The organism is Streptomyces sp. LARHCF249 (genome assembly GCF_052871255.1).
This window is the reverse complement of record NZ_JBIXJQ010000010.1, coordinates 237,255-261,417: the sequence shown is the minus strand read 5'-3', so window position 1 is coordinate 261,417 and position 24,163 is coordinate 237,255. Positions and strand designations below refer to the sequence as shown.

Below are 24,163 nucleotides of genomic sequence, written 5' to 3'. Positions count from 1 at the left end.
GCCGCCCCCCGCCGGTTCGGCGGCGGGGCGGCGTCACGCGCGGGGTTGCGCCCTACGGGGCCCGGGTGGCTTCCGCGCTCGCGGAGCCCGGCTCCGGGGCCTCCTCGAAGTTCACCCGTCCCATGTGCCGGTTCATCGACTTCATCAGGGCCCACACGCCGAGGGCGAGGGCCGCGAACACGATGAAGCCCAGGATGCCGGGGGTCACCTTGTTCTTGTCGAAGGTGTCACCCGCCAGCGGGAGGAGCTGGGTCAGTGCTGCCTGCGTAGCGCTCATAGCTACGCATTCTCCCGGATGCCCGCGAAGAGGTCGGACTCGGGGAGGGAAGTGTCGACGAGCGACTTCGCGAGCTCGTACTCCTCCGTGGGCCAGACCTCCTTCTGGATGTCCATCGGGACGCGGAACCAGCCGCCGTCCGGGTCGATCTGCGTGGCGTGGGCGACGAGCGCCTTGTCACGGATCTCGAAGAAGTCGGCGCAGGGCACGTGAGTGGTCAGGGTCCGCTCGGTGCGCTCGAACTCCTTCCACCGCTCCAGCCACTCCCCGTACGGGGACTCCATGCCGCGCGAGAGCAGCGCCTCGTGCAGGGCGATGGTGCGGGGCTTGTTGAAGCCCTGGTTGTAGTAGAGCTTCTGCGGCTGGTACGCCGGGCCGAACTCGGCCTCCGGGTACTTCTCGGTGTCGGCCGCTCCGTCGAAGGCCGCCATCGAGATCTTGTGGGTCATGATGTGGTCGGGGTGCGGGTAGCCGCCGTTCTCGTCGTACGTGGTGACGACCTGCGGCTTGAAGGCCCGGATCTTCTTCACGAGCCGGCCGGCGGCCTCGTCCACGTCCTCCAGCGCGAAGCAGCCCTGGGGCAGCGGGGGCAGCGGGTCGCCCTCGGGCAGGCCGGAGTCGACGTAGCCGAGCCACTCCTGCTGGATCCCGAGGATCTCGCGCGCCTCGTCCATTTCCTTGCGGCGTACCTCGTGGATGTTCTCCTCGATGTACTTGTCGCCCTGGAGCTTGGGGTTCAGCACGGAGCCGCGCTCGCCTCCGGTGCAGGTCACGACCAGCACGGGCACCCCCTCGGACACGTACTTGGCCATGGTGGCCGCGCCCTTGCTCGACTCGTCGTCGGGGTGGGCGTGGACGGCCATCAGTCGAAGCTGCTCGGTCAAGACGGGATCCTCTGCAATTCGGCGTGACAGTCGGCTTCTATATTGACTCCTCCCTCAGCAATCGAATGACGCGGGGGATTCCTGACTCACGCAGCCCGACGGACCGGCGGCCCGTCGGGTCTTCCGCGATCGGCATCAGCCGGGGTGAGACCAGCCCGGACGAGCACGACGCGTGCGGAGTTCTTGTCTCTCCGGGAGACCGTTCCGCACGCGGTGCACGTGTATGTGCGTTCCGACAGCGGCAGTGCGTGCTTGGTTCTCGCCCCGCACCGTCCGCAGTCCATGGTGGTGTGCGCGGGATGCACGAGCCACAGGTCACGGCCGTGCTTGAGCGCCATGTTGATCAGCTCACGCTTCGTGGCCGAGATCGCCGCGTCGGCCGCCTTGCGCGCCATCGTCGACTTGGCGAGGAACTTCGGCCGGAAGTCCTCCACCGCGAGCTGGCCAAAGTCCGTCACCACGCGCTTGGCCCACTTACGCGCGGTGTCCTGCCGCTGCCGGGCGATCTTCTTGTGTACCTTCGCGGCCTGCCGCTTCGCCTTCCGATAGCCCTTCGAGGCAGCCCGACCGCGCTTCGGCTTCCGCCGGGCCATCATCCGCTGGTACCCGGCCAGCTTCCGGGCAGCCTTCTTCCCGTACTCGGGATGCGGAAGGTCGTGGTCGTCGCTGGTGGTGGTCGCGGTCTCCGTCACGCCCCAGTCGACGCCGATCGCCGTCCCCGTTCCGGGCAGCGGCTGCACTTCGGCCGGGACGACGAAGGACGCGTACCAGTGCCCGAGGCTGTCCCGGTAGACGCGCACGCTCGACGGATCGGCAGGCAACTGCCGCGACCACACCACGGTCAGCGATATGCCCCCGGCCAGGTGCAGGCGGCCGTCCTTGAGCCGAAAGCCGCGCCGGGTGTAGTTCAGGGTCGGGGCGGACAGGTCCTTCTTCTTGAACCGCGACATCCCCGCCCGCCGCCGCACCGGCAACCGCGCCTTGACGCCTTGCAGCGCCTTGGCGCGGGATGTCGCGAAGTCCCGGATGACTTGCTGCTGCGGCACGCTCCCACCCGCGCGCAGCCACTCACGCTCGCCGCGCCAACCCGTCAGCATCCTGTCGAGACCGGCAGGCCCGCACTTCTCCCCCGCCCGGCGCGCCGCCCGCGACGTGGCGACGCACTGGTTCCACACCCACCGGCACCGGTCCCACTCTCCGAGCAAGGCCGTGCGGGCGCCCGAAGACACGCGCAGGCGGAAGGTGTACCGGGCGCGCCCGTCCTCCCCGACCTCCGGCAATGCCGTCATGACGCCAACCTAGAGCCGCAGCCCGCGTCCCTTCCCGGAACGCCGACACCCCACCCGAACGGGTGACCGACTGCATGTGTGGGCCCCTGCCGGACGGGAAGGGTGGATTCTTCCCGGGCTGAGGACCGTGACATGCTCCTGTGACCAGGTGACCGGGTCTGAGCCGGACGGCGTCGGCCCCCACAGAGAGGAACGATCGATGAGCGCGGTGCGCGAAGGGCTGCCCGAGGGTCGTTACGGCCGGTCGGCGGACGAGCGTGCGGATCGGAAGCTCAAGGTCGTCGGGTCCGTGCTGGGGGCCCTGCTGCTGGGTGTGGTCGGGTGGATCGGCTGGGACTACGTCGCGGGGCAGAGCGTCAGCGCCGAGGTGATCAAGTTCCAGGTGGTCTCGGACAACGAGGTGAAGGTGCACCTGGAGGTCCGCAAGGAGTCCTCGGTCACCGGGGTCTGCACGCTCAGCTCCCAGGACAAGGAGCACGGCGAGGTGGGCCGGGCGGACTTCACGTTCGCGCAGGCCGAGGCGCGCGTGGACGAGGTCGTCTCGCTGAAGACCACCAGCCGCGCCACAATGATCGAGCTGGTCGGCTGCCAGCCTGCGGCCCGCTGAGGGCACGGTCCGGGACACGGAGAGCGGGCAATCGGACTCGCGGGTCCTCCCCCTTTTCTTCCCGAATTGTTAGGCTCGTGGTTTCGTCCGCCGCTGGCGGCCTTGTAGTCCCCTGTACCGACGAGGAGCACCCGTGACCCAGACGAGCGAAAGCGTCACCTGGCTGACCCAGGCGGCGTACGACCAGCTGAAGGCAGAGCTGGACTACCTCTCTGGTCCCGCCCGCACGGAGATCGCCACGAAGATCGCAGCCGCCCGCGAGGAGGGCGACCTGCGTGAGAACGGCGGTTACCACGCGGCCAAGGAAGAGCAGGGCAAGCAGGAGCTCCGCGTCCGCCAGCTGACGCAGCTCCTGGAGAATGCCAAGGTCGGGACCGCGCCCGCGTCCGACGGCGTGGTGGCGCCCGGCACGCTGGTCAAGATCGCCTTCGATGGCGACGAGGACGACACCATGGAGTTCCTGCTGGCCTCGCGCGAGTACGCGTCCTCGGACTTCGAGACGTACTCGCCCCAGTCCCCGCTCGGCAGCGGTGTGCTGGGCAAGGCGATCGGCGAGGACGCCGAGTACGAGCTGCCGAACGGCAAGAAGGCCTCCGTCAAGATCCTCGACGTCAAGCCCTTCACCGGCTGATCACCCCCTCTCTTCACACGCTGATGCCCGGCCGGTTCCTCCCGGCCGGGCATCGGTGCGTTACGGGGCTGCGGGCGGGCCTACGCGGTCGCCGAGCGGTACTTGCGGACCGCCAGGGTCCGGAAGACCACGATGATCAGCAGCGACCAGAGCACGGACGCCGGCACCGGGTGCTGCATCGGCCAGGCCGCCGGGGCCTCGTAACCCGGCGGGAGGTTGCCGAAGAGCTCGCGGGCCGCCTGGACGGTGGCGCTGAAGGGGTTCCACTCCGCGATGTGCCGCAGGAAGGTCGGCATGTTGTCGGAGGGGACGAAGGCGTTCGAGATGAACGTCAGCGGGAAGAGCCAGATCAGCCCGCCCGAGGTGGCCGCCTCCGGGGTGCGCACCGACAGGCCGATCAGGGCGCCGATCCAGGAGAAGGCGTAGCCGAGCAGGAGCAGCAGCGCGAAGCCGGCGAGCACCTCGCCGATGCTCGTGTGGGTGCGCCAGCCCACGATCACGGCCACGACCGCGAGGACCACGATGGTCAGCGCGGTCTGGACGAGGTCGGCGAGGGTACGGCCGGTCAGGACCGCGCCGCGGGCCATCGGCAGGGATCGGAAGCGGTCGATCAGGCCCTTGTGCATGTCGTCCGCGATGCCCGCGCCCGCGCCGGCGGTGGCGAAGGTGACGGTCTGGGCGAAGATGCCGGCCATCAGGAACTCGCGGTAGGCGGCGGGCGAGGTGCTGCCGCCGACGCTGATGGAGCCGCCGAAGACGTAGCTGAAGAGCACGACGAACATGACCGGCTGGATCACGCCGAAGATGATCATCTCGGGGATCCGGGACATGCGGATCAGGTTGCGCTTGGCCATCACCAGGGAGTCGTTGACGCCCTGGGCGAGGCCGCCGCGCGGGCGGGGCGCCGCGAGTTCCCGGAGCGGGGCGGAGCCCTGGGAGCCCGGGGAGCCCGGGGTCGGGGAGGTGGTGGTCACTTCGCCTTCTCCTTCCGCGCCGCCTTGCGGCCCTTGGCGTCGGCGGCGGGCGCGCCCTCGCCGTTCTCCTCGGCGGCCTGTTCGGCCGCGTGGCCGGTCAGGGAGATGAACACGTCGTCGAGGGTCGGGCGGCGCAGCCCGATGTCGTCGATCTCGATGCCCCGGCCGTCCAGCTCGCGGATGACCTCGGCGAGCAGCTTGGCGCCGCCCGAGACGGGCACGGTGAGCTTGCGGGTGTGCTCCTCGACGGTGGTCTCGCCCTTGCCGAAGACGGCGAGGACCTCGCTCGCGCCTGCCATGTGCTCGCGCTCGTGGACGACGACCTCCACGCGCTCGCCGCCCGTGCGGGCCTTGAGCTGGTCGGAGGTGCCGCGGGCGATGACCTTGCCGTGGTCGACCACGCAGATGTCGTGCGCGAGGTGGTCGGCCTCCTCCAGGTACTGGGTGGTGAGCAGCAGGGTGGTGCCGCCGGCGACCAGTTCCTGGATGATGCCCCACAGCTGCTGGCGGTTGCGGGGGTCGAGTCCGGTGGTCGGTTCGTCCATGAACATCACGGGCGGGCTGACGACGAGGGCGGCCGCGAGGTCGAGGCGCCTGCGCATGCCGCCGGAGTAGGTCTTGGCGGTGCGGTCGGCGGCGTCCGAGAGGTTGAAGCGCTCGAGGAGTTCGTCGGCCCGGGCCTTCGCCGCCTTGGCCTTCATCTGGTAGAGCTGGCCGACCATCTGGAGGTTCTCGCGGCCGGTGAGGTACTCGTCGACGGCGGCGAACTGGCCGGACAGGCCTATCGCGCGGCGGACCTCGTTGGGGTGTTTGAGTACGTCTATGCCGGCGACGACGGCCTTGCCGCTGTCGGGGCGGAGCAGGGTGGTCAGAACGCGTACGGTCGTGGTCTTGCCCGCGCCGTTGGGGCCGAGCAGACCCAGGACGGTGCCCTCGGGGACATCGAGGTCCACGCCGTCCAGTGCCCGTACGTCGCCGAAGGTCTTGACCAGGCCTTCGGCGTAGATCGCGCCTGGCATATGGATTCTCCCAGTGTGAATCGGGCCAGCTGAAATCCGGTCATTCCTGGCACAGCTTATGAGCGCCGGGCATCCCTCGCCCGGCCCAACGGGGGACGCGGCTCCGCCTCCCCGCCACCCGGCGCACGTTATCGCGTTATATCGTGAGCTGCCAGACCGCCGACCGGCCGTCGGCTAGCTCATCACCTTGTACCCCGCGCTGTGCAGCGAGCGCGCGACCTCCGTGCAGTGCTCCGGGCCCTTCGTCTCCAGGTGCAGCTCCACCTCCACCTCCGTGAGCCCGAGCCGCGGGTCGGTCCGCACGTGGCTCACGTCCAGTACGTTCGCATCGACCACTGACAGCACCCCCAGGAGCCCGGCCAGGGCCCCCGGCCGGTCCGCCACGCGCAGCCGCAGCGACAGGTACCGGCCCGCCGCCGCCATGCCGTGGCGCAGGATCCGCTGGAGCAGCAGCGGGTCGATGTTCCCGCCCGACAGGACGGCCACCACCGGGCCCCCGCCGTACCGTTCGGGCTCGCTCAGCAGCGCGGCGACCGGGCTGCACCCGGCCGGCTCGACCACCAGCTTCGCCCGCTCCAGGCACAGCAGCAGGGCACTGGAGAGCGCGTCCTCGGACACCGTACGCACGTCGTCGAGGAGCTCGCCGATGATTTTGAAGGGGACGTCGCCGGGGCGGCCCACCTTGATGCCGTCCGCCATCGTGTTGGGGTTGTCGATCGACACCGGGTGCCCGGCCTTCAGCGAGGGCGGGTACGCGGCCGCGCCCGCCGCCTGGACGCCGATCACCTTCACGTCGGGGCGCAGCGCCTTCACGGCGACCGCGACGCCGGCCGCGAGGCCCCCGCCTCCGATGCCGACGAGGATCGTGCGCACCTCGGGGCACTGCTCGAGGATCTCCAGGCCCACCGTGCCCTGGCCCGCGATGATGTCGCGGTGGTCGAAGGGGTGGATGAACACCGCCCCGGTGCGGTCCGCGTACTCCTGGGCGGCGGCCAGGGTCTCGTCGACGACGTGCCCGTGCATGCGCACCTCGGCGCCGTACTCCTGGGTCGCGGCGACCTTGGGCAGCGGCGCGCCGACGGGCATGAACACCGTGGAGCGGACCCCGAGGAGGGAGGAGGCCAGGGCCACGCCCTGCGCGTGGTTGCCGGCGCTGGCCGCCACGACACCGGCGGCCCGCTGCTCGGGCCGCAGGCCGGCGATGCGCACGTACGCCCCGCGCAGCTTGAAGGAGCCGGTGCGCTGGAGGTTCTCGCACTTGAGGTGGACCGGGGAGCCGGTGAGCGAGGAGAGGTGCCGGCTGCCCTCCATCGCGGTCACCCGCGAGACGCCGGAGAGCATCTTCTGGGCCCCCCGGACGTCGTCGAGGATGACCTGCGGGACGGGCTCGGGCACGCGGTAGTTCATGCCGCCAGTCTCGCAGCCCGCGGGCGGGCGGGCTCAGCGTGGCGAACGGGGCCCGGCGGGGCCGCGGGCCGGGTGCGGCAGCGCGGCCCGAGGGGGACGGGGAGAGGTGCGAGGCGGGTGTGAGAGGGGTGCGAGAGGGGCGAAATCCCGCCATCCGGGACGGCCTCGGAGCGGCGGCGCGGACGGGCCGTACCAGTTCTCGTACGAGCCGTACGGGCCGCCGCACGGCCGCGTACGCTGTCCCCCATCCTTGTCGGACCCATGCGAAGAGAGCCCACGGCCATGCCTTCATCCCCGGCCAATTCCGATCTGCCCGTGGTGGGCGAAGCGCCTGCCGGAGCGGGTCTCCTGGACGCGCTCCAGCACCAGGTGGCGGTCTTCGCGCGGCGCGCCGAGCAGACCCGCCTGGGCGGTGTCGGCCAGGCCCGCAACTCGATGGACCGGGCCGCGTACCTGCTGTTGAACCGGCTCGACCTGGAAGGGCCGATGGGCGTCAAGGCGCTCGCCGGCGGCATGGGCATCGACTCGTCCACGGTGACCCGGCAGGTCGCGCCGCTGGTCGACGGCGGTCTGGTCAAGCGGACCTCGCACCCCGAGGACGGTCGGGCCGTGGTGCTCGCGCTGTCCCCGCGCGGGCTGGCCCGGCTGGAGGAGGTGCGCTCCTCGCGGCGCGAGCTGATGGCGCGCGTGACGGAGGAGTGGACCGAGGAGGAGCGGAAGTCCTTCACGAAGCTGCTGACCCGGTTCAACGTGTCGCTGTCGGAGCTGATGGCGGCCGTCGCCGACGCCGGCCCGGCGTCCTGATTCCTGACCCGGACCGGAGTATTGACCGGGACGGACCCGCTGCCCGCACTATGTGAGGCATGCGGGCGGTTGACCAACGGGCAGGCTCCTACACGGAGTTCCAGGCCTTCGTCGCGGGCGCGGCGGGGCGGCTGCTGCACGTCGCGATCCTGCTGACCGGTGAGCCGGAGCCCGCGCGCCGGCTCCTGGCGGGCGCCCTGGCCCGTACGTACGCGAACTGGCAGCGGCTGCGCGGGGACGACCCGTACGACTTCACCCGCCAGGAGCTGTGCACCGCCTTCGCCCGCACCGGCCGGCGCTACCAGGGCGGCCACGGGCTGCTGGCGCGGCTGAGCCCGCTGGAGCGGCTCGTACTCGTCCTGCGGATCTACGAGGGGGTCGCGGAGGAAGTCGCCGCGGCGCAGCTGGGGCTGCCGGCCGAGCGGGTACGGGTGCTGTGCAACCGGGCCGTGGCGGAGCTGCGGTGAGCGGGTTCCCGGACCGGAGGGAAGACCGGGTCAGGCGGCTCCTGGAGGGCCCGTACCCGACGGTCCCGGCGGGTCTGGCGGCGGGCGCGGCGGCCCGCGGCGACCGTCTGCTGCGGCGCCGCCGGGTGCTCCGCAGGTTCGGCTGGGCGCTGCTGTTCGCGGCGGCGGCGGCGTTCACCGTCTGGGCCGCGCTGACCCAGCCGTGGACCACGCCGCCGGCGGACATCTCGCCGCCCCTGGAGGGCTGGTAGCCCGGCCCTCCAGGGGGGCGGCCGTCAGCCCAGGGCCTGGGTCAGGTCCGCGAGGAGGTCGTCGGCGTTCTCGATGCCCACCGACAGGCGGACCAGGTCGCCCGGGACCTCGAGGGCCGAGCCCACCACCGACGCGTGCGTCATGCGGCCCGGGTGCTCGATCAGGGACTCGACGCCGCCCAGGGACTCGCCCAGCGTGAACAGCTTGGCGCGGTTGCAGACCCCGACCGCCGCCTCCTCGCCGCCGGCGACCCGGAAGGAGATCATCCCGCCGAAGTTGCGCATCTGCTTGGCGGCGATGTCGTGGCCCGGGTGCTCCGGCAGCCCCGGGTACAGGACCTGGGTGACCTTGGGGTGGCGGGTCAGCATCTCGGCGACCTTGCCCGCGTTCTCCGCGTGCCGGTCCATCCGTACGGCCAGCGTCTTGATGCCGCGCAGCACGATCCACGAGTCGAACGGCCCGGCGACCGCGCCCATGGCGTTCTGGTGGTAGGCCAGCTCCTCGCCCAGCGCCGCGTCGGCGGTGACCAGCGCGCCGCCGACCACGTCGGAGTGGCCGCCCATGTACTTGGTCAGCGAGTGCAGGACCACGTCCGCGCCCAGCGCGAGGGGCTGCTGGAGGTACGGGGACGCGAAGGTGTTGTCCACGACCAGCCGGGCGCCGGCCGTGCGCGCGATGTCGGCGACCACGGCGATGTCGGTGATGCCGAGCAGCGGGTTGGAGGGGGTCTCGACCCAGATGAGCTTGGTCTTCGGGGTGAGGGCGGCGCGGACGGCGGCCGCGTCGGAGGTGTCGGCCACCGACCACTCCACGCCCCAGCGGGAGACGACCTTCGCGAAGAGGCGGAAGGTGCCGCCGTAGGCGTCGTTGGGGATGACCACGTGGTCGCCCGGGGAGAGCATCGTGCGCAGCAGGCAGTCCTCGGCGGCGAGCCCGGACGCGAAGGCGAGCCCGCGCCGGCCGCCCTCCAGCGCCGCGAGGTTCTCCTCCAGGGCGGTGCGGGTGGGGTTGGCGCTGCGGCTGTACTCGTAACCGCCGCGCAGGCCCCCGACGCCGTCCTGCTTGTACGTGGAAACCTGGTAGATCGGCGGTACGACCGCGCCGGTCAGCGGGTCCGCCGTGTTGCCCGCGTGGATCGCGCGGGTCTCGAAGCTCTGGTGCTCGTGGCTGTCGTCGCTCATGGGCAGAGCCTAAGCCCCGCTTGGGGATCGCTCCTCCCGTGGCCCGGCAATCGACCGCCATTGGCCTGCGGCCCCCTCGGTCTGGTTCGCTTGAGGCATGGAGATTCTGTGGTTCCTGTTCGCGATCCTCATGGTCGTGTTCGTCATCAGTCCGTACATACGGCGCAAGCGCGGCGGTATCCGGCTGGTCGCACCCGGCAGCCCGGACGCCGCCGACCCCGCGAACTACGGATTCGACCGGCAGGAGGATCTCGACATCCGGATCCCCGGGCCGGACCGGGACCTGATGGACGCCCTCGACAACGTCCGCGCCACCGGCCAGTGGCAGGCGGCCTCGCAGCTGCTCGCCGGGACCCCGAAGGACGGCGAGCAGCGCTGGCAGCGCGTGCAGGCCTTCGGCGGGGCGGCGGCGCTGGAGCTCGTGCAGCAGCCCGGTGTGGGCGCGCAGTGGCTGAAGGCCTGGCGGCTGGAGGCCGAGAAGGACGCGGGCGGCGCGCAGGTGCACGCGGAGCTGCTGGTGCAGCAGGCGTGGCGCAGTTCGGGCGGGGTCGGCTCGCAGGACCACCGGATCATCCTGGAGGAGGCGCGGGAGGCGTGCCGCAAGGCGGCGCTGCTGTCGCCGGGCGACCCCGTCCCGTACATCACGGAGCTGGCGATCGCGCGGGGGCTCGCGTACTCGGAGGCGGAGTTCGACGCGCTGTGGGCGAAGGTCATCGACCGGGCGCCGGCGCACATGGGCGCGCATCTGGCGGCGCTGCACTACTGGTGCGGGAAGTGGCACGGCTCGCGGGAGCACGCGGACGCCTTCTCGCACGCGGCCGCGGCCCGTGCCCCGCAGGGCTCGCTGCTGGCGGCGCTGCCGCTGTTCGCGGTGTACGAGAACCTGCCGGACGTGGTGATGATCGGCAGCTTCTACCAGAGCGCGGTCGTGACCCGGGCGGTGGAGGGCGCGCTGTACGCGGTCCACACGGCCCGCCAGGACGACCCGATGCTGGCGCACGTACGGCACCTGCTGCTGCTGTTCCTGGTCAACATGGAGCGCTGGGCGGAGGCCATGGAGCAGGTCCGGCACGTGGACGGCTACGTGGGAGCCCTGCCGTGGTCGGCCTCGGAGGACCCGGCGGCGCAGTACGCGGTGTACCGGGCGCTGGCGGTGGCGGGCTACGAGGCGAACGGCGGCTCCCCGGCGACGCTGCCGCACTGACGGGCCGACGGGCCGGCGCGGCGGGTCTTACGGAGCGGGAACGAGCCGACCGGGCCGGGAATCCCGGCCCACCCTCCCCCGTTGTCACCCATACCAAGGAGGGAATCCATGTTCTCGTACCGCCGCACGCCCGAGCTCCCCACCCGCGAGGAGGCCCTGAAGGGCCGCTCCGAGCCTCTCTTCGGCCTGCCCGACAAGCACACCGTGCTGGGCAACCCGCTGGCCGGCCCGTACCCGGAAGGCCTGGAGGTCGCCGACTTCGGGCTGGGCTGTTTCTGGGGCGCGGAGCGCAAGTTCTGGCAGACCCCCGGGGTCTGGACCACCCTGGCCGGCTACCAGGGCGGCTTCACCGAGAACCCGACCTACGAGGAGGTCTGCTCGGGCCAGACCGGCCACACGGAGGTCGTCCGCGTGGTCTTCGACCCGGCGCAGGTCTCGTACGCCGCCCTCCTGAAGCTCTTCTGGGAGTCCCACGACCCGACCCAGGGCTTCCGCCAGGGCAACGACGTGGGCACCCAGTACCGCTCGGCGGTCTACACCCACTCCCCGGCCCACCAGCAGGCGGCGGAAGCCTCCCGCGAGGCCTACCAGCAGGTCCTGACCGCCTCCGGCCACGACCGGATCACCACGGCGGTCCTCCCGGCGACGGACCGCCCGTTCTGGCCGGCGGAGGCCTACCACCAGCAGTACCTCGACAAGAACCCCGGCGGCTACTGCGGCATCGGCGGCACGGGCGTCAGCTGCCCGATCGGCGTGGCCCCGGCGCCGGGCGAGTGAGTCCGCCGCCCCCCGACCCGGCGCACGCCCTGCTGACCCGGCTCTGGCAGGAGCAGTGGGATCCCGGCCCGCTGCTCCCGCACGAGCTGAAGTCCGCGTACGCCGACCGCTGGGTGCGCTTCCACAGCCTCCCGGCGTCGAAGCGCTACGCGCAGGACGAGGCGGAGCACGGCATCGTCCTGGACCGGTACAACACGGTCCTCGACGAGCTGTTCGCGGGCGGCGAGGTGTACGTGGTGACCACCGCCTGGTCCGACCTGGACGAGCACACGGACCGGTGGCCGCGGCGCCGTGCCCTCCATCCGGAGGGCACGCTGTGGACCACGCTGGAGGACACCTCCGACCCCGACCCCGACGGCCACGCCCGCTGGTACTTCTACGCCGACCGCCGCGTCTGGCGGCGCGGCTGCCTGGACGGGCTGCTGCGGGCGGTGGCGGACGACGAGCTGGCCGGCGTCTTCGTGACCGACACGGCCGCTGCCCGCATCCACCACCCCTACGACGGCGGCGCGGACGTCATCCTCCCCACCCCCGAGGAGCGGGACCGCCTGCGCGACCGCCACTCCACCTGGCTCTCCGCCCACCCTCTGGGCTACTGATCGGGCGGGGCGGGGGCAAAGGCCGCCTCGCCGCCGGGGTGCCCCCGCTTCGCAACCGCCCGCCTCCCACCGCGTCCCGCACGGCTCACCCGTTCGGGTGGGGGCCCGCACATCGCGCTGGGTACGCTGGCGCCGGGGCCCAGAATCTCGCCCATGGGAGCAACCGTGACCACGTCCGCCGCCGGGCAGCCGCTCATCCCGCAGCCGCCGGCCACCGTGACCGCGCTGCGGCAGGCCGTCGCGCAGATCGCCCCGGCAGCCTTGCCCGCGTTCACCCGCGAGCTGGACGAGGCCGCGGACCAGGCCCGGCAGGGCTCCGACCTCCTCCCCTTGCAACGGTTCATCGCCCAATGGGCGGCGTATGTGCACATCCAGCGCCAACCCCACCTGGCCGAGCGGCTGCGCCACTGGGAGGACACGGCAGCCACCGGTGACGCCGCGCAGGCACGGCGGGCCGCCGCCGAGATCGGCAGAATCCTGGACGCCGCGCACACCGCCCTGGACGTTCACCGGCCGTGAGCCACGACTGGCGCTGGGAGTACGACCCCGACCACGCGCACGTCGCAGGAGGCATTCCCGCCCATGTCGTGGCCGAGGTCGAGCGGCTGGCGGGACAGCTCGTGGACTTGGGCCGGATGGGCGTGGACCTCGGTGACCTCGGGAGCGGACCCCAGCCCGGCGGTCTGCGCAGGATGAACGCTGCTGACGGCTGGTTCTACTTCCTGGCCGCGCCCCGGGCCCGGCTGGTCGTCGTGGTTCGGATTGTCCCGCCGTTCGACTCTCTGTAGGTGTGGGTGCATGCTCGGAACTGGGGCTGGAGGTGCGTGATGACGCTGTCGGAGATCACGGAGAGTGTGCACGTGGACGCCTCGCCGGACGAGGTGTGGGCAGTCGTGACGGACGTGGCCCGGCATACGGAGTTCGCCGGGCCGAAGAGCATCACCAAGGAGATCGAGTTCGAGGGGCCGCTGGAGGTCGGGACTCGCTGGACGGCGCACGAGAAGTTCGGGCCGTCGAGGTTCGACGCGCCGTCGGAGGTGACGGTGGTCGACCGGGGGCACGACTTCGGGTGGGTCTCCTTCCCTCCGATGAAGGAGGAGAAGCGCGGGGCGGGCGGCCGCGCGTACTGGGACTACCACCTGGAGCCCGAGGACGGCGGCACCCGCCTGTCACACCACATGCGGGTGGAGGAGCCGGCCAAGGGCGCGCTGCCGTTGAAAGCGATGTACAAGGTGCTGAACCTGCCCGGGAAGCAGCGCGCCGCCATCCTCACGACGCTGGAGAACGTCAAGGAGGCCGCGGAGCACCCGCACCCCATGCGGTGAGCCGGACCGGTCAGATCGTCGAGGTGTCGATCACGAAGCGGTAGCGGACGTCGCTCGCCAGGACGCGTTCGTACGCCTCGTTGACCCGGTCGGCGGCGATCAGCTCGATCTCGGCGCCCAGGCCGTGCTCGGCGCAGAAGTCGAGCATCTCCTGGGTCTCGGCGATCCCGCCGATCATCGAGCCGGCGAGGGACTTGCGGCCGTCGATGAGGGAGAAGAGGTTGAGCGCGACCGGCTCCTCCGGGGCGCCGACGTTCACCAGCGCGCCGTCGACCTTCAGCAGGGCGAGGTACGCGTCCAGGCCGAGCGGCGCGGAGACGGTGGACAGGATCAGGTCGAAGGTGCCGGTCAGCTTCTCGAAGGTGGTCTCGTCGCTGGTGGCGTAGTAGTGCGAGGCGCCCAGCCTGAGGCCGTCCTCCCGCTTGCGCAGGGACTGCGACAGGACGGTGACCTCCGCGCCCAGGGCCGCCGCTATCTTCACGCCCATGTGCCCGAGGCCGCCCAGGCCGACGACGGCGACCTTCGTGCCGGGGCCCGCCTTCCAGTGGCGGAGCGGGGAGTACAGGGTGATGCCCGCGCACAGCAGCGGGGCGGCGACGTCCAGGGCGAGGCCGTCGGGGATGCGGACGGCGTAGTTCTCGTCGACGACGATGTGGGTGGAGTAACCGCCGTACGCGGGCTCGCCGTTCCTGTCGAGCGTGTTGTACGTGCCGGTCGCGCCCTCGACGCAGAACTGCTCCTCCCCGCGCAGGCAGTGCTCGCACGTACGGCAGGAGTCGGTGAACACGCCGACGCCCACCCGGTCCCCGACCGCGAACTTCGTGACGCCCGGACCGGCTTCGGCCACGACACCGGCGATCTCGTGCCCGGGGACCATGGGGTAGATGCCCTCGCGCCAGCCGTCCCGGACCTGGTGGATGTCGCTGTGGCAGACGCCGGCGTACTTGATGTCGATCAGGACGTCGTGCTCGCCGACGGGGCGGCGCGGGACGGTGGTGCGCTCCAGCGGGGCCTTGGGGGCGGGCGCGGCGTACGCGGCGGCCTGCGTGGAAGTGACGGACACGGACATGGAGGGGCTCCTCGGCGGTGGCGCTGGTGTGTGCGTCCAGCCTGCCGGGCCGGGCACCGCCCACCCAGCCCCCTGGCCAGCCTATGACTGGCGGACCTACCCCTGGCGGGGTCAGGAACACCACCGCGCCGTGCCGGGCGGGCGGCGATACTGACGCCATGGACCAGCGTGATCAGCGAGCCGAGCTCGGCGAGTTCCTCCGCAGCCGCCGCGCCCGGCTGCGCCCCGTGGACGTGGGCCTGCCCGACTACGGACGCCACCGGCGCGTCCCCGGCCTGCGCCGCGAGGAACTGGCGCTGCTCGCCGGGGTGTCGGTCGCGTACTACACGCGCCTGGAGCAGGGCAGCGGCCACAACGTGTCGGCGGAGGTCCTGGACGCCATCGCGCGGGCGCTGCGGCTGGACGGCACGGAACGGGCGCACCTGACCCATCTGGCGCGCCCGCAGGCCCGCCGGCGCCGCCAGAGCCACCGTCCGCAGCAGGTCCGGCCGGAGCTGCGGACGCTGATGGACGCGATGGAGAACGTACCGGCGTACCTGGTGGGCCGCCGCCAGGACGTGCTCGGCTGGAACCGGCTCGCGGCCGCCGTGTTCGGGGACTTCGGGGCGCTGCCCGTACAGGAACGGAACCTGGTGCGGCTGGTGTTCCTGGACCCGGCGACGGCCGAGCTGTACGCGGAGTGGGAGTGCCGGGCGTGCGAGGTGGTGAGCAACCTGCGGATGTACGCGGGCCAGCACCCGGACGACGAGCAGCTCTCCGCGCTGGTCGGGGAGCTGTCGGTGAAGAACGAGGAGTTCGCGCGGCTGTGGGCGGCGCACACGGTGGCGGACAAGACGCACGGGCTGAAGAAGCTGCGGCACCCGCTGGTGGGCGAGCTGGACCTGTACTTCGAGAGACTGGCCCTGCCCGACGATCCGGCGCAGTTCCTGGTCACCTTCCACGCGGCGCCCGGATCCCCCTCCGAGGACGCCCTGCGGCTGCTGTCGTCGTGGTCCGCCCCCGCGGAAGAGCCCTCGACCGGGGCGGACCGGGACCCCGCCGCTACAGCTTGAGCTGGTAGTACGCCGCGTCGCGCTCGTGCCGGTAGCCCAGGGCTTCGTTGACCGCGCGCATCGGGGTGTTCTCGTCCGCGACCGTCGTGGCGATCCGCCGCAGCGCGGGATACCGGTGCGCGGCCAGCTCCAGCATGCGCAGCTTCACCGCGCGGCCCAGGCCGTGGCCGCGGTGGGCGGGCACGACGACCGTGTCGTACTGGAGGGCGCGGGCGCCGCCGGGATCCGGCAGGACCAGCTCCGTGTACGCGGCGACCTCCCCCGCACCGGTGACCGCGGCGACCGTGGTCAGCTCCCCGCCCCGGTCCAGGATCAGCCGGTGCGCCGCGTGCAGCCGCTCGGCCGTCCAGGATTCGATCTTCTCGTCGACGTCCCCCATCGGCGCGTCCTCCATCGCCCCGTGGGCCCTGGCCACCGCGTCCGCCCAATCGTCCGGCACCAGGCCGTGCCAGGCCCGCAGTTCGTAGCCCGGCGTGGCCGGGACCGCCCCTGGACCGGGCCGCCGGGGGACGTCCTGCACGTACCAGGCCATGGGCAGGACGTTCTCGAACCCGAGCGTTTCCGCGAACGCCTGCCCCGGTCCTCCCAGGTCCACCACGGCCCCGACCGAGGTCCGCCCCTGCGCGAGCAGTTCCTCGCGGACCCGCTGCCACAGGGCGGTGCCGATGCCCCGCCGACGCGCGTCCGGACGTACCGTCAGCACGTCGAGGTACGCGGTGTGGCGGTTGGCCTCGTCCGTGAACAGGAGCAGCCCCGCGACGCCCTGCGCCCCGTCCGCCGCCCAGAGCGCGGCGTAGCCGCGGGCGGGCGCCACGCACAGCCGGCCGGCGACCTCCTGCCGGGAGGGCGCGGGCAGCTGCGGCAGGTCGGCCGCCGCGGCGGCGACCAGGACCGCCCACCAGTCGTCCACCTGGGGGTTGGTCGGGGGCACGGGTAGCGCTCGGATCGTCATCCCCCGAGCCTAGGCAGACTCCGCGGCCCGCGGTCAGGCGTTTTCGGTCACCGTCGCCCGGCCGCGGCCGAGCGCCGCCGGACCTCGTAGACCGTCAGACGCGCCGTCAGACGGCGGCGCCCGCCTTCCAGTCCGCCCAGCTCATGTTCCAGCCGTTGAGGCCGTTGTCCGGCGTGATGGTCTTGTCCGGGGAGTTGACCACGGTGACCACGTCGCCGATGAGCGAGTTGTCGTAGAACCAGGCGGCCGGCTGGTTCGGGTCGCCCGCGCCCTTGGCGTCGTTCAGGCCGACACAGCCGTGGCTGGTGTTGACACTGCCGAAGATCGAGTCCGCGCCCCAGTAGTTGCCGTGGATGAACGTGCCGGAGGTCGACAGGCGCATCGCGTGCGGGACGTCCTTGATGTCGTACTCGCCCTTGCCGTCGTCGTCCGTGAAGCCGACGGTGGCGCCGTTCATCCGGGTCTCCTTGAACTTCTCGGAGATCACCATCTGGCCGTTGTACGTCGGGTTCTCCGGGGAGCCCGCCGAGATCGGGATGGTCTTGAGGACCGCGCCGTCCCGGGTGACCGTCATCTTCTTCGTCTTCGCGTCGACCGTGGAGACCTGGCTGCGGCCGATCTTGAAGGTGACGGTCTTGCTCTGGACGCCCTGGACGCCGGGCGCGCCCTGCACGCCCTCCAGCGCCAGCTTCAGCGTGACGGTGGAGTTCGCCTGCCAGTACTGCTCCGGGCGGAAGTCCAGGCGCTGCGCGCCGAACCAGTGGCCGACGACTTCCTGGCCGCTGCTGGAGGAGACGGAGACGGCCGCCTGGACGGCCTTCTTGTCCTTGATCGGCTTGTTGAAGGTGATCGAGACCGGCATGCCCACGCCGACGGTCTGGCCCTCGTCCGGGACGAACGAGCCGACGAAGCTGTTCTCCGGGGAGACGGTGGTGAAGGAGGCGTTCTCGTGGGCCTCGCGGCCGTCGGCGTCCTTGGCGGTCGCCGACAGGGCGTACTTGGTGGAGCGCTTGAGCGCGGCGTCCGGCTTCCAGCTCTTGCCGTCCGCGGCGATCTTGCCGGCCACGGCCGTGCCCTCGGCGGTCTTCAGCTCGACCTTCGTGAGCGTCCCGTCGCTGACGGCGACGTTCGCGGAGTCGTTCAGGCCGACGTTGGCGGCGCCGTCCTTCGGCGTGATGGCTATTCGGGCCTTGGAGGTGTCCTTGGCCGCCGCCGCGTCGACGTCCGCCTGGGATTTGCTGCTCTCGCTCGCGTTCGGCTTGTCATCGCCCCCGCCGTTGCACGCCGAGAGCATCAGTACACCGCCGAGCACGGCGGATACGGCCACCAGGGACCTTCTCCGTCGCTTGCTGTCCGTCCTCACACGCCACTCCATCGTTGCCGGTAACCCCGAGGCTGCCGTCCCGGGGCTGGCCGGGCAGGGGGACATGGCCCCCTGCCTCGTCCTGACAACGCGTTAACGCCGCGGATCGGTTCCACATTCCGTTGGAATGTGGGCAACCGCACGGTCAGGCGTTGTCGGTTTCTTCGTCGAACTCACCATCTTCCTCGTCCAGGTCCCACTCCATGGACTCGGGGTCGTATTCGACGGGCTCGCTGCTCCAGGAGGCCTGCGCCAGCTCCACGCCCGGGATGTCGGCGACCAGGTCGGTGGGGTCGACCAGGTAGGCGAGCGCCTCCGACTCGTCCTCCCGCACGGCGGACTCGGCGTGGCCGCGCTCCTCGTCCGGCATGAACTCGTCGGCCTTGATGTGCGCGAGCGCCGCTCCCGTGAGTGCCTGCGGGTCCGGCACCTCGAGTACCAAATCCACCCGAAGCCGTACGTATCGTGATGTCTCAGAAGAGTTCATACGACGGAGAGTAAGCCCGCGGAACCCCTGACTTTCCCACGACCCGCCCCTTTCCGTAGCATCACCGCACACGGCCAATTCACTGCTGCCACAAGGGGGATCGCACCGTGTCCGCACGTCGACCGCTGCTCACCGCTCTCGGAGCGACCACCCTCCTCGCCGCACTCTGGTTCGTCCCCTCGGCCAACGCCACCGCACCGGAGCCCTCCCCCGGCCGCTCCGGGCTGCCCGCGGCCGCGAACGCGGCCCGTACGGCCGCGCACACGGACGCACGGACCCAGGCCCAGTCGACGCCCGTCGCACTCGCCGACACCGGTTCCGTCGACACCACCCCCTACCTGCTGGGCGGCACGCTCTGCCTCGGCGTCGGGGCCGGCTTCGTGACCTTCTCCGTACGCCGCTCCCGCGCCGCGTAAAGGCCCGCGACGTGGGGGGGGGGGGGCCCCCCCGGGCCGCCCCACGACACCACGCCGGTCCGGCATGCCCCGACCCCCGCCCCCGCCCGGCGTCCCGGCCCGCGCGGGGCCGCCGGGCCGCCCGGGGGGGGCGGCCCTGCGCCACGTCGCGTCGCGTCAGGCCAGCGGGCCCGTCACGGTCTCCACCGCGGCCACGAGGGCGCCCGTACGGACGAACTCGTCGGCGGCGGCCAGGTCGGGCGCGAGGAACCGGTCCGGCCCGGGACCCTGCACACCCGCCGCGCGGGCGGCCCCGATCGCGGCCAGGCTGGCCGGGGCAGCCGTCAGCCCGTGGCGCAGCTCGATGGCGCGGGTGGCCGCGTACAGCTCGATCGCGATGATCCGGGTGAGGTTGTCCACGGCGGTACGCAGCTTGCGCGCGGCCGACCACCCCATGGAGACGTGGTCCTCCTGCATGGCGGAGGAGGGGATCGAGTCGGCCGAGGCCGGCACCGCGAGCCGCTTCATCTCGCTGACCAGGGCGGCCTGCGTGTACTGGGCGATCATCAGGCCGGAGTCCACGCCGGCGTCGTCCGCGAGGAACGGCGGCAGGCCGTGCGAGCGGTTCTTGTCGAGAAGCCGGTCGGTGCGGCGCTCGGCGATCGAGCCGAGGTCGGCGGCGGCGATGGCCAGGAAGTCCAGCACGTAGGCGACCGGCGCCCCGTGGAAGTTGCCGTTGGACTCCACGCGCCCGTCGGGCAGGACCACCGGGTTGTCGACGGCGGCGGCCAGCTCGCGGGAGGCGACCAGGGCGGCGTGCGCCATGGTGTCGCGGCCGGCGCCCGCGACCTGGGGGGCGCAGCGCACGGAGTAGGCGTCCTGCACGCGCGGGGCGGACTCCTCCTGGAAGTGCCCGGTGAGCCCGGAGCCCTTCAGGACGGCGGCCATGTTGGCGGCGGAGGCGCCCTGGCCGGGGTGCGGGCGGATGGCGTGCAGCTCGGGCTGGAGCACCTTCTCGGTGCCGAGCAGCGCCTCGAGCGTCAGCGCGGCGGTGATGTCGGCGGAGGTGTACAGCTTGCCGAGGTCGGCGAGGGCCATGACCAGCATGCCGAGCATGCCGTCGGTGCCGTTGAGGAGGGCCAGGCCCTCCTTCTCGCGCAGCTCGACGGGTTCGATGCCGGCTTCGGCGAGCAGTTCCCCGGCGGGGCGCACGACCCCGTCCGGGCCCTCGGCGTCGCCCTCGCCCATCAGCGCGAGCGCACAGTGGGACAGCGGCGCCAGGTCGCCGGAGCAGCCGAGGGAGCCGTACTCGTGGACGACGGGGGTGATCCCGGCGTTGAGCACGTCGGCCATGGTCTGGGCGACGGAGGGCCGGACGCCGGTGTGCCCGGAGGCGACGGTCTTGAGCCGGAGGAACATCAGCGCGCGGACGACCTCCCGCTCGACGCGCGGGCCCATGCCGGCGGCGTGCGAGCGGACGATGTTGCGCTGGAGCTGGGCGCGCAGCTCGGGGCTGATGTGCCGGGAGGCCAGCGCGCCGAAGCCGGTGGACACCCCGTAGACCGGCTCGGGCTTGGCGGCGAGCGCGTCGACGATCTCCCGGGCGCGGGCGAGCGCGTCACGCGCCTCGCCGGACAGCTCGACCCGCGCGTTGCCGCGGGCGACGGCGATGACGTCCTCGGCGGTGGTCCCGGACGTCCCCACCACGACAGTGTGCATATCCATATTCAGCACCCTACGGATTGAATCGCGGTATGTCACTAGGTGAGCCTGTCACGATCAGACGGTACGAGGGCCCCTTACGGCCCGGGTCGGCCCGCGTCGGCCCGGGCCTCCCGTCACTGCCGCCCCCGGAACCGGCGGCGTTCGCCCGAGGCGGCTTCGGCGGCGGCGTCGGCCAGGCGCACCACCGCCGTGTCGCGCCCCGCGACGACGGGCTTCGGGGAGCGCGCCGCCTTGGCCTTGTACTGGGCGGCGTCCGCGAGGCGGAACAGCCGGCGGGAGGACTTCACCAGCCCGATCGGGTCCCCGGTGGACGCCACCCCGCAGGCCACGCCCTCGCCCAGCTCCAGCTCGGCGGCCCGGGTGCACAGCTCCTCGGTGACCCGCACCACCTCGTCCGCCGTCGGACCGACCCCGACCAGGCAGAACTCGTCACCGCCCAGCCGCGCCACCAGCGCGCCCGGCAGCATCGCCCCGCACAGGCTCAGCACCGACCCGAACCGCTCCAGCAGCCGGTCGCCCATGGCGTGGCCCAGGGTGTCGTTGACCTTCTTCAGCCCGTTCAGGTCGCAGACCACCAGGCTGACCACGGCCCCGGACCGCCGGTGCTCCTCGAGGGCCTCGTCGAGCCGCATGTCGACCGCCCGCCGGTTGGCGAGTCCGGTCAGCGGGTCGGTGAAGGCGAGGCGCCGGGCCTCCTCGAGCCGTTCGTTCTGCGCGAGCCCGGCCGCGACCACGGCGGCCAGGACGGTGGCGAACTCGGCGTCGTCCTCGTCGAAGTCGGGCAGCCCCTCGTCCCGGGCCACGTACAGCTCTCCCCAGGCCCGCCCGCTGAGCACGATCGGCGCGACCACGCAGGTGCCGCGGCCGCGGCGGCGCAGGGCCTCGCCGCGCCGTCCGGGCCGGTCGCCGACCGCGCTCTCGACCCAGCCGTGCGGGCCGCCGCCGCCCACCCAGCGCTCGTGCAGGAACTCGGTGATCTCGGGGAAGTCGTGCACGGGATAGGACTCGTCCTCGGGGAACTCCTCTTCCCCCGGCCGCCGCTCCCCCTCGTTCACGAGCACCCGCAGGCTCCCCCGCTCGCGCTCCCACGCGGAGATCGCGGCGAACGAGCCGTCGAGCGCCACCCGCGCCCCCCGCGCAGCCGCCCGCACACTGTCCCGCGGCGCGCACGCCGCGGCCATCGCCTGCGCCAGGCTCACCACGGCTCGCAGCCGCCCGTCGACTCCCATCACCCCAGGTTAGGGAGTTTTGTCCGATTTGGTGACAATCGGCGCGACTTTCGGTACCAGCAAGATCACGAGTGGTGACGGCCCGCCGGGCCCCGCTACTCCCCGGGCCAGTTCGGCTTGCGCTTCTCGTTGAACGCCGCCACGCCCTCGGCCCGGTCGCCCGAGAAGGCCACCGTCCGCCAGGCCGCGTCCTCGATCTCCAGACCGGCCGCCAGGTCCATCCCGTGCCCCAGCCGCAGCGCCCGCTTGGCCGCCCGCAGGCCCACCGGCGAGTTCGCCGCCATCCGGGACGCCAGGGCCAGCGCCTCGGCCGTGTCCTGCCCGGCCGGGACCACCGAGTCCACCAGCCCCAGCGACAGCGCCTCGGCCGCCTCCACCCGCCGCGCCGTGAAGATCAGCTCGGCCGCCCGCGCCGCCCCCACCCGGCGCGGCAGCAGCTGCGTGCCCCCGCCGCCCGGGATCACCCCCACCGACACCTCGGGCAGCCCCACCACCGCCGACTCGTCGGCGACGATCACGTCGCAGGCCAGGGCCAGCTCGAAGCCGCCGCCCAGCGCGAAGCCGTGCACGGCGGCGATCGTCGGCACCGGCAGCTCCAGTACGCCCCCGTACGCCCCGCGCGTGGTCGGCCGCTGCCGGACCAGCTCGGCGTCCGACAGCGAGTTCCGCTCCTTGAGGTCCGCGCCCACGCAGAACGCCCGCTCCGCGGTGGACGAGAGCACGACCACCCGTACCGACGGGTCCGCCGCGAGCGCCGCGCAGGCCGCGCCGATGGACCGGGCCATCTCCGTGGACACCGCGTTCATCGCCTTGGGGCGGTCCATCGCCAGCTCCGCGACGTGCCCGTCGCCTTCCCGGCGTACTGCGACGAACTCTCCGAAGCGCTGCTCAGACATGCCTGCGACCCTCTCGGTTAACGAGCGTTATCGCCGCACTCTAGTGCGCGGGGCAGCCATCCGGTCAAGGCCCCGGGCAGGCTGCAGCGCCGCTCCGGCTGTCGCCCGTCCGCGACTCAGGCGGGATGCTTGGGCGGCCTGCGCGTCAGCGACCAGGGCTCCACGACGCCCAGCCCGCGCACCGGCCGCTGCCACATCGGCTGGAGCGCGAAGCGGTACGCGCCGCCGCCCTCCGCCTCGGCCTCCTTCTCCGAGACCGGCGCGGCCCCGGTCCGGCCCAGCTCCTCCGCCATCGCCCCGTCCACCAGCACCGCGTCCTTCGGCGCTATGGACGTCAGCCGGCTCGCCAGGTTCACCGTGGTCCCGAAGACGTCGCCCATCCGGGTCGTCACCGTGCCGAAGGCGATCCCGACCCGCAGCTCGGGCATCTGGGGATCGGCCTCCATGGTCTCGATCAGCCGCAGCGCGATCTCCGCGGCCGTCGCCGCGTCGTCGGCGCAGTACAGGACCTCGTCGCCGAGCGTCTTGATCAGCCGGCCGCCGTGCGCCGCGACCAGGTCCGCCGACGTGGTCTCGAAGGACTCGACGAGCTCGCCGAGCTCCTCCTCCTCCAGCCGCCGCGTCAGCCGGGTGAAGCCCACCAGGTCCGCGAAACCGACCGCGAGCCGCCGGTCGACCATCTCCTCGTCGTCCGCCACCTGCACGACGCGCCCGGTGGCGGCCGCCAGCTGGCGCCGCCACACGTAGACGAGGAACTCCTCCAGCTCCGGCAGCAGCAGCTCGACCAGCGGGTACGTGACCTCCGTACGGGTCATTCCCGGCTCCGGCGGCTCCGTCAGCCCCTCCAGGAAGGAGTCGATCTGCCATTCCGCCAGCCGGGCCGTGGTCTGGCCGGTGGACCGGGCCACCTGCACCGCCATCGGCTCGGACAGCAGCCCGGCCTCCACCAGGCCCGCGAGGCGGCGCAGCGCCAGCACGTCCGCCTCCGTCAGCGCCTTGGCCTGGCCGATGTCCGCGAAGCCCATGGCCCGCCAGAAGCGGGAGGCGAGCTCCATCGAGACCCCGGCACTGCGGGCCGCCTGGAAGGGCGTGTACCGGCGCTCGGCGCCCAGGATCAGCTGCTCGAGCCGGATGGCGAGGGGGTCCGCGGTGGGCTGGGCCGTGTGGTCCACCTCGTGGTGGGGGGTGTGCTGGTCACGCCCGATCGGGGTGCCCGGACCCGAGGGCCCGGGGGCGGACGCGCTGGACGTAGAGTCGTCGACGGTCAAGGGCCGCCTCCTGTCCATTCCGTGCGCACT

28 protein-coding genes are annotated in these 24,163 nt (G+C 72.4%); 13 read left to right on the top strand and 15 right to left on the bottom strand.

Going from position 1 to position 24,163, the window contains the following annotated elements; translation table 11 throughout:
- Positions 1-52: 52 nt before the first annotated feature.
- From ACIPUC_RS27890 to ACIPUC_RS27880, 3 genes are all read right to left on the bottom strand, one after another.
- Complete coding sequence (locus tag ACIPUC_RS27890) at positions 53-277, bottom strand: hypothetical protein (protein ID WP_446592978.1); 225 nt, start codon at positions 275-277, stop codon at positions 53-55.
- 2 nt (positions 278-279) lie between these two features.
- The gene (gene mca / locus ACIPUC_RS27885; protein ID WP_446592977.1) at positions 280-1,161 is read right to left on the bottom strand and encodes a mycothiol conjugate amidase Mca; all 882 of its coding nucleotides are present in this window, start codon (positions 1,159-1,161) and stop codon (positions 280-282) included.
- A gap of 86 nt (positions 1,162-1,247) precedes the next feature.
- On the bottom strand, positions 1,248-2,450 hold the full coding sequence (locus ACIPUC_RS27880; protein ID WP_446592976.1) for an RNA-guided endonuclease InsQ/TnpB family protein: 1,203 nt from the start codon (positions 2,448-2,450) through the stop codon (positions 1,248-1,250).
- Between the two features lie 199 nt (positions 2,451-2,649).
- On the opposite strand from ACIPUC_RS27880, the gene ACIPUC_RS27875 reads away from it, so the two are divergent.
- Complete coding sequence (locus tag ACIPUC_RS27875; protein ID WP_446592975.1) at positions 2,650-3,057, top strand: DUF4307 domain-containing protein; 408 nt, start codon at positions 2,650-2,652, stop codon at positions 3,055-3,057.
- Between the two features lie 133 nt (positions 3,058-3,190).
- On the top strand, positions 3,191-3,688 hold the full coding sequence (gene greA, locus ACIPUC_RS27870) for a transcription elongation factor GreA (protein ID WP_030009952.1): 498 nt from the start codon (positions 3,191-3,193) through the stop codon (positions 3,686-3,688).
- Positions 3,689-3,768: 80 nt separating this feature from the next.
- Here greA and ACIPUC_RS27865 read toward each other — a convergent pair whose 3' ends face one another.
- The 3 genes from ACIPUC_RS27865 to ilvA form a co-directional block, all read right to left on the bottom strand.
- Entirely contained in the window at positions 3,769-4,662 is an 894-nt protein-coding gene (locus ACIPUC_RS27865) for an ABC transporter permease (protein WP_446592973.1), read from the bottom strand.
- The gene (locus ACIPUC_RS27860) at positions 4,659-5,681 is read right to left on the bottom strand and encodes an ATP-binding cassette domain-containing protein (RefSeq protein ID WP_446592972.1); all 1,023 of its coding nucleotides are present in this window, start codon (positions 5,679-5,681) and stop codon (positions 4,659-4,661) included. Before ACIPUC_RS27860 ends, ACIPUC_RS27865 begins: the two co-directional genes overlap by 4 nt.
- Positions 5,682-5,855: 174 nt before the next feature.
- Positions 5,856-7,088 (bottom strand): threonine ammonia-lyase, encoded by a 1,233-nt coding sequence (gene ilvA, locus ACIPUC_RS27855; protein WP_446592970.1) that lies wholly within the window; start codon positions 7,086-7,088, stop codon positions 5,856-5,858.
- A gap of 282 nt (positions 7,089-7,370) precedes the next feature.
- On the opposite strand from ilvA, the gene ACIPUC_RS27850 reads away from it, so the two are divergent.
- The 3 genes from ACIPUC_RS27850 to ACIPUC_RS27840 are packed head-to-tail and all read left to right on the top strand — an operon-like array spanning position 7,371 to position 8,610.
- Positions 7,371-7,892 (top strand): MarR family winged helix-turn-helix transcriptional regulator, encoded by a 522-nt coding sequence (locus ACIPUC_RS27850; protein WP_446592968.1) that lies wholly within the window; start codon positions 7,371-7,373, stop codon positions 7,890-7,892.
- Between the two features lie 59 nt (positions 7,893-7,951).
- On the top strand, positions 7,952-8,359 hold the full coding sequence (locus ACIPUC_RS27845) for a sigma factor-like helix-turn-helix DNA-binding protein (RefSeq protein WP_446592967.1): 408 nt from the start codon (positions 7,952-7,954) through the stop codon (positions 8,357-8,359).
- Positions 8,356-8,610 carry a hypothetical protein gene (locus tag ACIPUC_RS27840; protein WP_446592966.1) on the top strand — a complete coding sequence of 85 codons (255 nt, stop codon included), beginning with the start codon at positions 8,356-8,358 and terminating at the stop codon, positions 8,608-8,610. Before ACIPUC_RS27845 ends, ACIPUC_RS27840 begins: the two co-directional genes overlap by 4 nt.
- A gap of 24 nt (positions 8,611-8,634) precedes the next feature.
- On the opposite strand, the gene ACIPUC_RS27835 is transcribed toward ACIPUC_RS27840, so the two are convergent.
- Positions 8,635-9,792 (bottom strand): cystathionine gamma-synthase, encoded by a 1,158-nt coding sequence (locus tag ACIPUC_RS27835; RefSeq protein ID WP_446592965.1) that lies wholly within the window; start codon positions 9,790-9,792, stop codon positions 8,635-8,637.
- 97 nt (positions 9,793-9,889) lie between these two features.
- Between ACIPUC_RS27835 and ACIPUC_RS27830 the strand changes: the two genes are divergently transcribed.
- The 6 genes from ACIPUC_RS27830 (at position 9,890) to ACIPUC_RS27805 (ending at position 13,697) form a co-directional block, all read left to right on the top strand.
- Positions 9,890-10,996 carry a hypothetical protein gene (locus ACIPUC_RS27830; RefSeq protein WP_446592964.1) on the top strand — a complete coding sequence of 369 codons (1,107 nt, stop codon included), beginning with the start codon at positions 9,890-9,892 and terminating at the stop codon, positions 10,994-10,996.
- A 108-nt stretch (positions 10,997-11,104) separates the two neighbouring features.
- Positions 11,105-11,773, top strand: a complete 669-nt coding sequence (gene msrA / locus ACIPUC_RS27825; RefSeq protein WP_446592962.1) for a peptide-methionine (S)-S-oxide reductase MsrA — start codon at positions 11,105-11,107, stop codon at positions 11,771-11,773.
- Positions 11,770-12,372: a DUF3885 domain-containing protein gene (locus tag ACIPUC_RS27820; RefSeq protein ID WP_446592960.1), complete on the top strand. Its 603-nt coding sequence runs from the start codon at positions 11,770-11,772 to the stop codon at positions 12,370-12,372. Before msrA ends, ACIPUC_RS27820 begins: the two co-directional genes overlap by 4 nt.
- A gap of 165 nt (positions 12,373-12,537) precedes the next feature.
- The gene (locus ACIPUC_RS27815) at positions 12,538-12,891 is read left to right on the top strand and encodes a hypothetical protein (protein ID WP_446593067.1); all 354 of its coding nucleotides are present in this window, start codon (positions 12,538-12,540) and stop codon (positions 12,889-12,891) included.
- A complete protein-coding gene (locus ACIPUC_RS27810) occupies positions 12,888-13,160 on the top strand; it encodes a hypothetical protein (RefSeq protein WP_446592959.1) in 273 nt (90 codons plus the stop codon). The genes ACIPUC_RS27815 and ACIPUC_RS27810 overlap by 4 nt, the downstream gene beginning before the upstream one ends.
- A gap of 39 nt (positions 13,161-13,199) precedes the next feature.
- A complete protein-coding gene (locus ACIPUC_RS27805) occupies positions 13,200-13,697 on the top strand; it encodes an SRPBCC family protein (protein WP_446592958.1) in 498 nt (165 codons plus the stop codon).
- Between the two features lie 10 nt (positions 13,698-13,707).
- On the opposite strand, the gene ACIPUC_RS27800 is transcribed toward ACIPUC_RS27805, so the two are convergent.
- Positions 13,708-14,766 carry an NAD(P)-dependent alcohol dehydrogenase gene (locus ACIPUC_RS27800; RefSeq protein ID WP_446592957.1) on the bottom strand — a complete coding sequence of 353 codons (1,059 nt, stop codon included), beginning with the start codon at positions 14,764-14,766 and terminating at the stop codon, positions 13,708-13,710.
- Between the two features lie 158 nt (positions 14,767-14,924).
- Here ACIPUC_RS27800 and ACIPUC_RS27795 point away from each other — a divergent pair, with 158 nt between their 5' ends.
- On the top strand, positions 14,925-15,818 hold the full coding sequence (locus tag ACIPUC_RS27795) for a helix-turn-helix transcriptional regulator (RefSeq protein WP_446592956.1): 894 nt from the start codon (positions 14,925-14,927) through the stop codon (positions 15,816-15,818).
- Here ACIPUC_RS27795 and ACIPUC_RS27790 read toward each other — a convergent pair.
- From ACIPUC_RS27790 to ACIPUC_RS27780, 3 genes are all read right to left on the bottom strand, one after another.
- Complete coding sequence (locus ACIPUC_RS27790) at positions 15,808-16,770, bottom strand: GNAT family N-acetyltransferase (RefSeq protein ID WP_446592955.1); 963 nt, start codon at positions 16,768-16,770, stop codon at positions 15,808-15,810. The two genes, ACIPUC_RS27795 and ACIPUC_RS27790, sit on opposite strands and share 11 nt — an antisense overlap.
- 106 nt (positions 16,771-16,876) lie before the next feature.
- A complete protein-coding gene (locus tag ACIPUC_RS27785) occupies positions 16,877-18,145 on the bottom strand; it encodes a L,D-transpeptidase (protein WP_446592954.1) in 1,269 nt (422 codons plus the stop codon).
- 133 nt (positions 18,146-18,278) lie between these two features.
- Complete coding sequence (locus ACIPUC_RS27780; RefSeq protein ID WP_446592952.1) at positions 18,279-18,581, bottom strand: hypothetical protein; 303 nt, start codon at positions 18,579-18,581, stop codon at positions 18,279-18,281.
- Between the two features lie 146 nt (positions 18,582-18,727).
- Here ACIPUC_RS27780 and ACIPUC_RS27775 point away from each other — a divergent pair, with 146 nt between their 5' ends.
- The gene (locus tag ACIPUC_RS27775; protein WP_446592951.1) at positions 18,728-19,036 is read left to right on the top strand and encodes a hypothetical protein; all 309 of its coding nucleotides are present in this window, start codon (positions 18,728-18,730) and stop codon (positions 19,034-19,036) included.
- Between the two features lie 156 nt (positions 19,037-19,192).
- Here ACIPUC_RS27775 and hutH read toward each other — a convergent pair whose 3' ends face one another.
- The 4 genes from hutH to ACIPUC_RS27755 all read right to left on the bottom strand — a co-directional run bounded on the left by hutH (position 19,193) and on the right by ACIPUC_RS27755 (position 24,133).
- The gene (gene hutH / locus ACIPUC_RS27770) at positions 19,193-20,734 is read right to left on the bottom strand and encodes a histidine ammonia-lyase (RefSeq protein WP_446593066.1); all 1,542 of its coding nucleotides are present in this window, start codon (positions 20,732-20,734) and stop codon (positions 19,193-19,195) included.
- Positions 20,735-20,853: 119 nt separating this feature from the next.
- On the bottom strand, positions 20,854-21,969 hold the full coding sequence (locus ACIPUC_RS27765) for a diguanylate cyclase domain-containing protein (protein WP_446592950.1): 1,116 nt from the start codon (positions 21,967-21,969) through the stop codon (positions 20,854-20,856).
- Between the two features lie 95 nt (positions 21,970-22,064).
- Positions 22,065-22,865, bottom strand: coding sequence for an enoyl-CoA hydratase/isomerase family protein (locus ACIPUC_RS27760; RefSeq protein WP_446592949.1), 801 nt, complete (start codon positions 22,863-22,865; stop codon positions 22,065-22,067).
- A gap of 116 nt (positions 22,866-22,981) precedes the next feature.
- On the bottom strand, positions 22,982-24,133 hold the full coding sequence (locus ACIPUC_RS27755) for an adenylate/guanylate cyclase domain-containing protein (protein ID WP_446592948.1): 1,152 nt from the start codon (positions 24,131-24,133) through the stop codon (positions 22,982-22,984).
- Positions 24,134-24,163 lie beyond the last annotated feature (30 nt).